Source organism: Rhizobium favelukesii (assembly GCF_000577275.2).
Taxonomy (GTDB): Bacteria; Pseudomonadota; Alphaproteobacteria; order Rhizobiales; family Rhizobiaceae; genus Rhizobium; species Rhizobium favelukesii.
Genome location: NZ_CBYB010000030.1, coordinates 1 through 8,216 on the forward strand (window position 1 = coordinate 1; position 8,216 = coordinate 8,216).

Sequence of the window (8,216 nt, forward strand, 5' to 3'; positions counted from 1 at the left end):
TATTGGTGCCGGAAATGGTGATCTAGCCGCTCTTCGAAAAGACCTGAACGCTGGCAATCCGATGGTGAAAGAGGTGCGGATCCTTCGCTGCGACGGGCCATGAAAACCTAACTCGTCGCTAGCGAACCACCATCAATAACGTTACGCATCGAGCGCACGTCGTTGGGCAGAGATCAGTTCCCTGAAGTGCTCAGCAATCCTACCTTCGCGGCTAGCGTCCTCCGCTTCCCAACCGAACTTCCACGCGTCGTGACGCGCAAGCCAATCCCCGAGGGCGCTGGTATCACCAGCAGGCATCCTATGGGCGGCGAGGTATGGGTTCTCGTGAGCCTTCAGGCCGAGCACCCGTGCCCTTGAGCCTGCTTCCTGTAAATCGATCAGCTCTTCAATCGTCATACGCGATCCCCCACGATGTCGGCGAAGGTAGCATCGCAGTCCGCGCATGCAAGAGAATGCTTCTGTAATGGGCCTTTGTTCGTCAAGTCCCTCTGAATGATTATCTCGTCGCTGAGGCCATGCTTCTGTCCGGTCAGCACGAAGACTGCCACACTATGCCATCAGATCAACAAGCCGACAGGTCAATCTAGGAAGCGTGCTTCGCCGAAGCCGTCACAGCACTACACACGACCTTGCCAAGCCTGCGTCCCAGCGACGGGACCTCATCAGACGCAAGCCTGATACTTGCCCGCGTCAATCACGTAGCTCTCTTCATGCCGCCATAGGGTTTGCGCTCCAGCGAAAGTCCGTCGGTGAAGAACGACACCCAGTTTGCGTGCAAGGGCAACCTTCGCGCGCTTCATTCCGCGACGCCTAGCCACATCGAGCGCCCAGCGCTTTAGACCGCCGAGGCTCCAACCGCCGCTGGATGAAAGTTTAGTGGCAGGTCAGGCCTTACAATTAGCGAAATTGAAAATATCGAAAGCAATGTCGATTGGCCGCTCGAATTTGTGAAACGGCTGGCAACAGTGCTTGGGGTGGCACCAAACGAGCTCTAGTGGGAGGATGCCCAACTATACGTGGGATCTTCTTGTGTGTGAAACCCATCTCGCGGTAGGATTGAAACGAGGCTGGGTCGTTTGCGATGCAAGGAACTTCTAATAGCTCAAAGTTCGAGCGCGCCTTCAATGAGATTAGGGCAGCGTCCAATGTCGATGCCGCAATTCGATCCCTACAGACGGCATACGACGTCGACCACGTGACGTACCATCTCGCACAAACCATCTCGCATAGGGTTGACGCGCCATTTGTCCGTACCACTTATCCTGATGCCTGGGTCTCCCGATACCTTCTTAACGGCTACGTCAAAATTGATCCCGTCGTTAGGGAAGGCTTTCTCCGCCAGCTTCCGTTCGACTGGAGCGAAGTGGAGCCAACGCTAGAAGCCTATGCGTTGTTGGTCGACGCCCAAAAACATGGTCTGGGCGGCAATGGCTATTCCATCCCGGTCGCCGACAAGGCGAGACGACGGTCGTTGTTTTCGATAAATTCCGGCTTGCCGGCCCATAAGTGGCAAGAGTTGATCGCGAGTTACCGGGACGAGTGGACTGAACTCGCGAACCTGATCCATAGCAAAGCCGTGCTAGAACTCTATGGCGAGCATGATCCCGTACCGCCTTTGAGTCCAAGGGAAATCGAGTGTCTTCATTGGACAGCGCTTGGCAAGGACTACAAAAGCATCGCGCTAATCCTCGAAATTTCCGAGCATACGACGCGTGATTATCTGAAGACAGCGCGGTTCAAGCTGGGCTGTCCAACCCTTTCGGCCGCCACAACCAAAGCCGTCCAGCTCCGCGTCATCAACCCCCAATCATAACCCCTCCAAATGGGGGGCCCCAACTGCGGTCATCCATCTGCGGGAATTTCCGATTGAGGTTTTCCGAGCCATTCTTGCCTTGCGACAGAAGAGGCAAGAATGTTCATAACGATTCAAGCACATGAATATCATAGATATGCGAACATCCTCAATCAGATGTTCCGCCTTCGTAAGACGATCTTTGCAGATACGCTCGGCTGGGACGTAAACGTCATTGGGCGTTACGAACGCGATAGTTATGATGCTCTCGGCCCGGCCTATCTTGTTTGGTGCGATGAGCGCTGCATGCGGCTCTACGGCGGAATGCGCCTGATGCCGACGACGGGGCCAACGCTTCTCTATGACGTCTTCAGAGCAACTTTCCCTGCTGCGACTGACCTCGTAGCACCCGGCATCTGGGAAGGCACCCGCATGTGCATCGACGAAGCTGCGATAGAAGACGATTTTCCGGATGTCGATGCTAACCGTGCATTCAGCCTGTTATTGCTCGCTCTTTGCGAATGCGCTCTCAGCCATGGTATCCATACCATGATTTCCAATTACGAACCGCATCTCAAGCGGGTGTACAATCGGGCAGGTGCCGAAGTCGATGAACTTGGCCGCGCGGACGGATATGGAAGATATCCTGTTTGCTGTGGTTCATTTGAGGTGTCGCAGCATGTCCTCGAGAAGATGCGGCAGGTGCTCAACGTGTCGGCCCCGCTTTACGTTTGCCCTAAATCCGAACAATCTTTCGCAACCCGACTTTTGGCCAATGCGGCATGAGAAACCGAATCTTCGACTCCGGAAACAGGAGGACCGCATGCCCGAAGGCGCTAGTCTGAACATCCATGATTTTGCCAGAATATTTCGACTGATTGCCGCAGCAAAAGAAGGAGCAGAAGCGTTAGAGCTTCGGAACCTCGTTCACCTGACGAATATGGCGCTGCTGCAGGTCGCACTGGACTGGGACGGTCTGGACCCTGAGTCTGTACCCGACACTGACCTCGGACGGCTTGTTGGCGAGAAAGCCCGGATCGCGACGAGTGGAGGGCGAGAGAATCTGCTCGTTCTCCATCATCCTTGAACTCGGGAACGTCGCTAACCCTCGATGCCCCGTGCAGATCCCCCGAAACGGGCCACTTTGACGCTAAGCGGCTTACTTACCCATCAGCCCGTTGATCCGACAATGTATTGTCCCGCCCATTTTAGCGTCTCGTGCAGGACCTGCTGCAAGAATGGAATCAGAAGTTGTTGTTTTTTCACTACCTAAAGATTCACATCAACTGCCGCGGAACTGATTGCAAGAGCAATTACTTCAGGGGCGAGCATCGGAGCGAGCGATGAATCATCTTCAAGTTCAAGGACGGTGGCGGTTGTCAGCGTGGAGAAGGACGACGAGCGAGGGGGATGTCGTCTACCCGCTTGGTGAGGATGCGTCCGGTTTGCTTGTCTATACCTCGAGCGGCCGCATGATGGTGCAAATGACGGCTGCGCATCGTTCGCTGGTTGCAACCAGTGATCCGCTCGGCGGGGGCGTAGACGAGCGGGCCGCAGCCTACTCAACCTGCCTTGCATATTTCGGTAGCTACACGGTTACAGACGGCAAGGTCATTCACAATATCGAAGGCAGCTCCTTCCCCAATTGGTCCGGAACAGAGCAGGTCCGCCCCTACGAGCTCAGCGGCGATGAGCTTGTGCTGCGCACGCCACCCTCCAAAACCGACGGCATTTCCGTCGTCAACGAAATTTCCTGGATCCGCCACTAGCGTCTGGCTGACAGGTGACACCCTCAACTATCCGAAATTTTGCCTCTTTCAATCAACGAGCGGAGCAACAGATGAACACCACGCACTCCATCGACGTTCAGGCAGCGGTACCGCTTGTCCTGGGACGGCAAAGTCCGAAGGCGTCCTACCAGCAAACCGACCTGTCGGCCCTCGCCAATTACCTACTGTTGTTGATGCTGCGCAACGTCACCAGCGATGGCTACGTCATTGAGGACCCGGCCGATCCTGGCCAATATTCCGCTCCAGGATGCGTCATCGCCGCCCCGTCCTTCCCAGCCAACACGCCGGGCGTCGACCAGGACTATGTCTATAACTGGGTTCGCGACGGCGCGATCACCGCCATGGAGATCGCCGCTGCCGGCCTGCCCCCAACGCCTGGCGGCGGCGTCGCGACACTGATGGAGTACGTCACCTTCGCCCAGCTCTGCCAAACAAACGCCCATCCCACTCTGGGACATGCCTGCTTTACCGTTGCAGGGCAACGCCGTCCCTGGACCGAACAAAACGATGGGCCGGCCATTCAGACCGTTGCGATCCTGCGGGCTTACGGCCAGTTGGACGCGCCAACCCAAGCCATTGCCAAGCAGGTTATCGAAACAAATGTCAGCTATCTTCTCGGCGTCTACCGGGAGGCGACAACCAATCTGTGGGAGGAACACGAAGGTCTGTCCTTCTTCGCGCGCTCGGTCCAGCTGCGCTGTTTCCAGGAGGTCGTCGCCAACGGCTATGGCATTGTCGTGCCTGCCGAGACACCAGCGGCAATTGCTTGGCTTGAGAACGCCCTTCAAGACCACTGGAATGGATCGTACTACGTGTCAATGCTGAAGCCTGGAGCAGGGGCTGGCATATCGGCTATCGCAGCCGAGCTTGGCTACGATCCGAACATCGACATTGTCTTAGCCAGCATGTACGGCGCGGTGCCGGCAACCGACACCAGGTTGTTGGCGAGTGCTGCCCGTCTGCGCAGCCAGTGGGCCGATATTGGCTCAGAGGCACTCTATCCAGTCAATGCTGCAGACCAGGCGCGCGGGATCGGCCCCTTGATGGGCCGCTACCCCGGCGATCTCTATGACGGCGATGTCGTTTATCCGGTGCGCGGCGGACATCCCTGGGCGTTGTGCACGTGCAACTTCGCGGAACTATACTTTCGTCTCGCCAACGGCATCGATCGGGCGCAAACCGTTCCGTTCGATAACCTATCTGAAGCGTTTTTCGCGCAGGTCGGCGTGACAAGTGCCATATCCGCCTCCGATGCCGCTGCTGCCTTGCGAAGTGCTCGCGACGCCATGCTGCGCGCTGTCGTCTATCACAGCGATCATTACGAACTCAGCGAACAGTTTGACGGCACGACCGGCTATGAGAAGAGCGTACGCAATCTGACATGGAGCTACGCGTCGTTTCTGTCGGCCGTACGCGCCAGAACTACCCAGAGCCCGCTATTTAGCAAAGCCACCGGCAAGCCTGTGCGACGGGCCGGGGCCAGACAATGAGCGATCGATTGGCAAGCTTCATTGCGCTCTCGGCCTTGCTAACCGGCTTCAACGCCGTGAAGCTGCGCGGTACCGGCATGGGTGAGGATTACCAGAGCCTGCTGGACCAGATCGTCAGTATCGGCACGGTGGACGATCAGCTGAGTAGCATTGAGCCCTTGCCATCAGGACATGAAGGCAAGCGCCCGACAACAGAAGAGATCCTTGAGGACCCACGGCTTGGACCGATCGCTCGCAACCTGATCATTCTTTGGTACAGCGGCAGTTGGCCTCAACTGCCTGCGGCGTGGCGGGTGGCATTTGGAGCATCGCCGATGGACACGACCCATGTGGTATCGGGCGCGGCCTATCAGGCCGGCCTGCAATGGGCAGCAGCAGGAGCCCACCCGGCTGGCGCCAAGCCGCAAGGTTTCGGCGCCTGGTCCTTGGAGCCGCAGGGGAGGAGGGCATGACGAACGAGATGTCCTTTGATGCGGTGATCGTCGGAGCCGGTGTCGCCGGAGCGCTGATCGCAAAGCGCTTGAGCAAAGCCAACCTGCGCGTGCTGCTGCTTGAGGCTGGACCCGATACGACACGTAGTTTTAAGGGCTACACAGAGCACCTGGAGCACTTCTACGCGGCAAACAGCAAAGGGCCGGAATCGCCCTGGCCGCCGTCCGTCGGCGCACCGCAACCAGACACCGCCGACTTGCGGTCGAATAACGGCTATTTCGTTCAGCGCGGCCCCGACCTCTACGGCAGCAGCTATACGCGGCTGTTGGGCGGGTCAACCCTGCACTGGCTTGGCGTGTCGCTGCGCATGCTACCTGAGGATTTCCGCATGAGATCGCTGCACGGTGTCGGCCGGGACTGGCCGCTCGACTATGCAACACTCGCCCCCTACTACGAACAGGCAGAGCACGAGATCGGTGTTTCCGCGGACGCCGCCGAACAGCACTATCTCGGACTTACCTTCTCTAAGGGGTATGACTACCCGATGCGGCGCCTACCACCCAGTTTCTCGGATCGCGTGCTCGCCGCGGCGGTCGACGGGATGGAAATTCGGCTTGAAGACCAGCCTTTCGGGCTCAAGGTTCGCAGCTATCCAGCGGCCCGCAATTCGCTCCCACGCAAATCCTATCGGCCGGTCGGCGCCGTCGATAGCCAGACCGGCGGAGCATTGGGGTTTTGCTATCTCGGAGAACGCTGCGAGGGCAATACGTCCTGTACGCCGATCTGCCCGGTGCAGGCAAAGTACAACGCCGGCAAAACGCTGGCGCAGGCGGATCCGAAACACCTGACCATTCTAACGCAAGCCGTCGCCTCGAAGGTCCATGTCGATCCGACAAGCGGTGAGGTGAAGGGGATTGAATATCAACGCTATGACAATCCGAACTCGACCAGTTCGACGATGCATGTCGCAACGGCGCGTGTCTATGTGCTAGCGGCGCACGCCATCGAAAATGCCAAGCTCATGCTGGCCTCCGGGCTCGCCGGACGGCACCATCAAGTCGGCAAAACCCTTATGGACCATCCGACGCTTTATGCCTGGGGGCTTGCGCCACGTCCGATCGGCGCCTACCGGGGCCCTCAGTCGACGGCGGGCATCGAGGATCTGAGGGGCGGCGCGTTTCGCTCACGACACGCAGCATTCCGCTTCGACGTCGGCAATGACGGTTGGCGGGCAAGCACGGGTGCTCCTGATACGGTCGTGTCTCAAGCCGTGATGACGAACCGCCTCTATGGCTCGGCGCTACGCAAGCAACTTGAGGCGACGCTATCGCGCCATGTCCGCTTCTCGGTGGCGGTCGAGCAGCTTCCAGATCCGGCCAACAGCGTCAGTATTGACCCGCGCTATCGCGATCCGATGGGCAATCCGCGCCCCGTGATCGACTACAGGATCGATGACTACACCCTTGAAGGAATGGTAGCCGCTGCGAACGTCGCCAAAGCCATATTTCGTCGGGCCGGTATAACGGACTGCACCGATGCGGATCAAGGAAGCTGGTTCCCGACAACCTTTTATCAAGGTCGCGCAATCCATTACCACGGAATGGGGCATTTCGCCGGCACCCATGTCATGGGCGAGGATCCGAGCGGATCCGTCGTTGACGCGGACCAGCGCGCGTGGGAGCACAGGAACCTGTTTGTGGTCGGCTCCGGCAGCTTTCCCACCCTAGGTACATCCAATCCGACGCTGACCCTATCGGCATTGGCCTTGCGGACAGCAGATCGGCTGATCGCGACCTTCGCACACTGACCACATCTGGCGCGAGCAGAGGCGGAAGAGCCCACCCGTTCGCCCCGATCATTCGAGCAGAGCGGTCATTCGATCGCGCTATGTAGAGGGAGCAAGCAGGATGCATCTATCATTTCGGTTGCCGGCCAGCCAGGGAAGAGGTCGAGGGACCGGCATTCGTTTTTCACCCCTTATGATGGAGGTGCGCCGTGTTGCTTTCCATTGACGCTGCACGAAGGACGGACATCCAGGCCGTTTCGGCGGATAGTGACTACGATGCGGTCATTATCGGTTCGGGCATATCGGGCGCAATCATTGCCAGTGAGCTTAGCAAGGCGGGCAAGCGCGTTCTCGTCCTTGAAGCAGGATCCGCAACTGATCGGACGCTTCGCGGCTATCAAGAATATGTCACCAACTTCTACGGTGCGGCAACCAAGGACAACCAGTCACCCTATCCCGTCAATCTCAACGCGCCGATGCCCCGCAGTCCAGAGTTGCGCAAGCTCCAGCCGGGCGAAACCAATGCCTCGGCCTACATGGTGCAATCAGGCCCCTACGTGACCGACACGACCTATACCCGGGTTTTCGGCGGCACGACCATGCATTGGGAGGCGAAGACGCCGCGCATGCTACAGGAAGACTTCAAGGCAAAGTCGCTGTTCGGTCAGGGCGTCGACTGGCCCCTGAACTACACGGACATCGAGGCGGACTATCAGATCGCTGAGCGGGAGATCGGCGTATCCGCCGACGTCGACGATCAAACCTATCTCGATGTCACATTTCCCAAGGACTATGTCTTTCCGATGCAGGGCCTGCCGCTGTCCTACTTGGACCAGATGGTGGCAAAAGGCATCAATGGTACCGATGTCAAGCTTTACGGAGAGACATATCCGATCAAGGTTCGACCCTATCCGCAGGGACGCAAT

9 protein-coding genes and 1 pseudogene are annotated in these 8,216 nt (G+C 58.2%); 8 read left to right on the top strand and 2 right to left on the bottom strand.

Annotated features, from left to right (window positions below; all coding sequences use genetic code 11):
* Positions 1-141: 141 nt before the first annotated feature.
* Both LPU83_RS29405 and LPU83_RS73805 read right to left on the bottom strand, forming a co-directional pair.
* Complete coding sequence (locus tag LPU83_RS29405) at positions 142-396, bottom strand: CrpP-related protein (protein WP_024318971.1); 255 nt, start codon at positions 394-396, stop codon at positions 142-144.
* Positions 397-662: 266 nt separating this feature from the next.
* Positions 663-842 (bottom strand): annotated as a pseudogene (locus tag LPU83_RS73805) (hypothetical protein); the annotation flags it as partial.
* Positions 843-1,081: 239 nt separating this feature from the next.
* Between LPU83_RS73805 and LPU83_RS29540 the strand changes: the two are divergent.
* From LPU83_RS29540 to LPU83_RS29950, 8 genes are all read left to right on the top strand, one after another.
* The gene (locus tag LPU83_RS29540; protein WP_024318970.1) at positions 1,082-1,813 is read left to right on the top strand and encodes a LuxR family transcriptional regulator; all 732 of its coding nucleotides are present in this window, start codon (positions 1,082-1,084) and stop codon (positions 1,811-1,813) included.
* A 99-nt stretch (positions 1,814-1,912) separates the two neighbouring features.
* A complete protein-coding gene (locus LPU83_RS29550; RefSeq protein WP_024318969.1) occupies positions 1,913-2,578 on the top strand; it encodes an acyl-homoserine-lactone synthase in 666 nt (221 codons plus the stop codon).
* A 37-nt stretch (positions 2,579-2,615) separates the two neighbouring features.
* Positions 2,616-2,879 (top strand): hypothetical protein, encoded by a 264-nt coding sequence (locus tag LPU83_RS29610; RefSeq protein ID WP_024318968.1) that lies wholly within the window; start codon positions 2,616-2,618, stop codon positions 2,877-2,879.
* A gap of 256 nt (positions 2,880-3,135) precedes the next feature.
* Positions 3,136-3,561 (top strand): lipocalin-like domain-containing protein, encoded by a 426-nt coding sequence (locus LPU83_RS29625; RefSeq protein WP_024318967.1) that lies wholly within the window; start codon positions 3,136-3,138, stop codon positions 3,559-3,561.
* A gap of 71 nt (positions 3,562-3,632) precedes the next feature.
* The gene (locus tag LPU83_RS29770; protein ID WP_024318966.1) at positions 3,633-5,072 is read left to right on the top strand and encodes a glycoside hydrolase family 15 protein; all 1,440 of its coding nucleotides are present in this window, start codon (positions 3,633-3,635) and stop codon (positions 5,070-5,072) included.
* On the top strand, positions 5,069-5,524 hold the full coding sequence (locus tag LPU83_RS29840; RefSeq protein WP_024318965.1) for a hypothetical protein: 456 nt from the start codon (positions 5,069-5,071) through the stop codon (positions 5,522-5,524). The genes LPU83_RS29770 and LPU83_RS29840 overlap by 4 nt, the downstream gene beginning before the upstream one ends.
* Positions 5,521-7,311, top strand: a complete 1,791-nt coding sequence (locus LPU83_RS29860) for a GMC family oxidoreductase (protein ID WP_024318964.1) — start codon at positions 5,521-5,523, stop codon at positions 7,309-7,311. The genes LPU83_RS29840 and LPU83_RS29860 overlap by 4 nt, the downstream gene beginning before the upstream one ends.
* Positions 7,312-7,499: 188 nt before the next feature.
* On the top strand, positions 7,500-8,216 hold a 717-nt coding region (locus tag LPU83_RS29950; RefSeq protein ID WP_157997301.1), incomplete at its 3' end, for an NAD(P)-binding protein.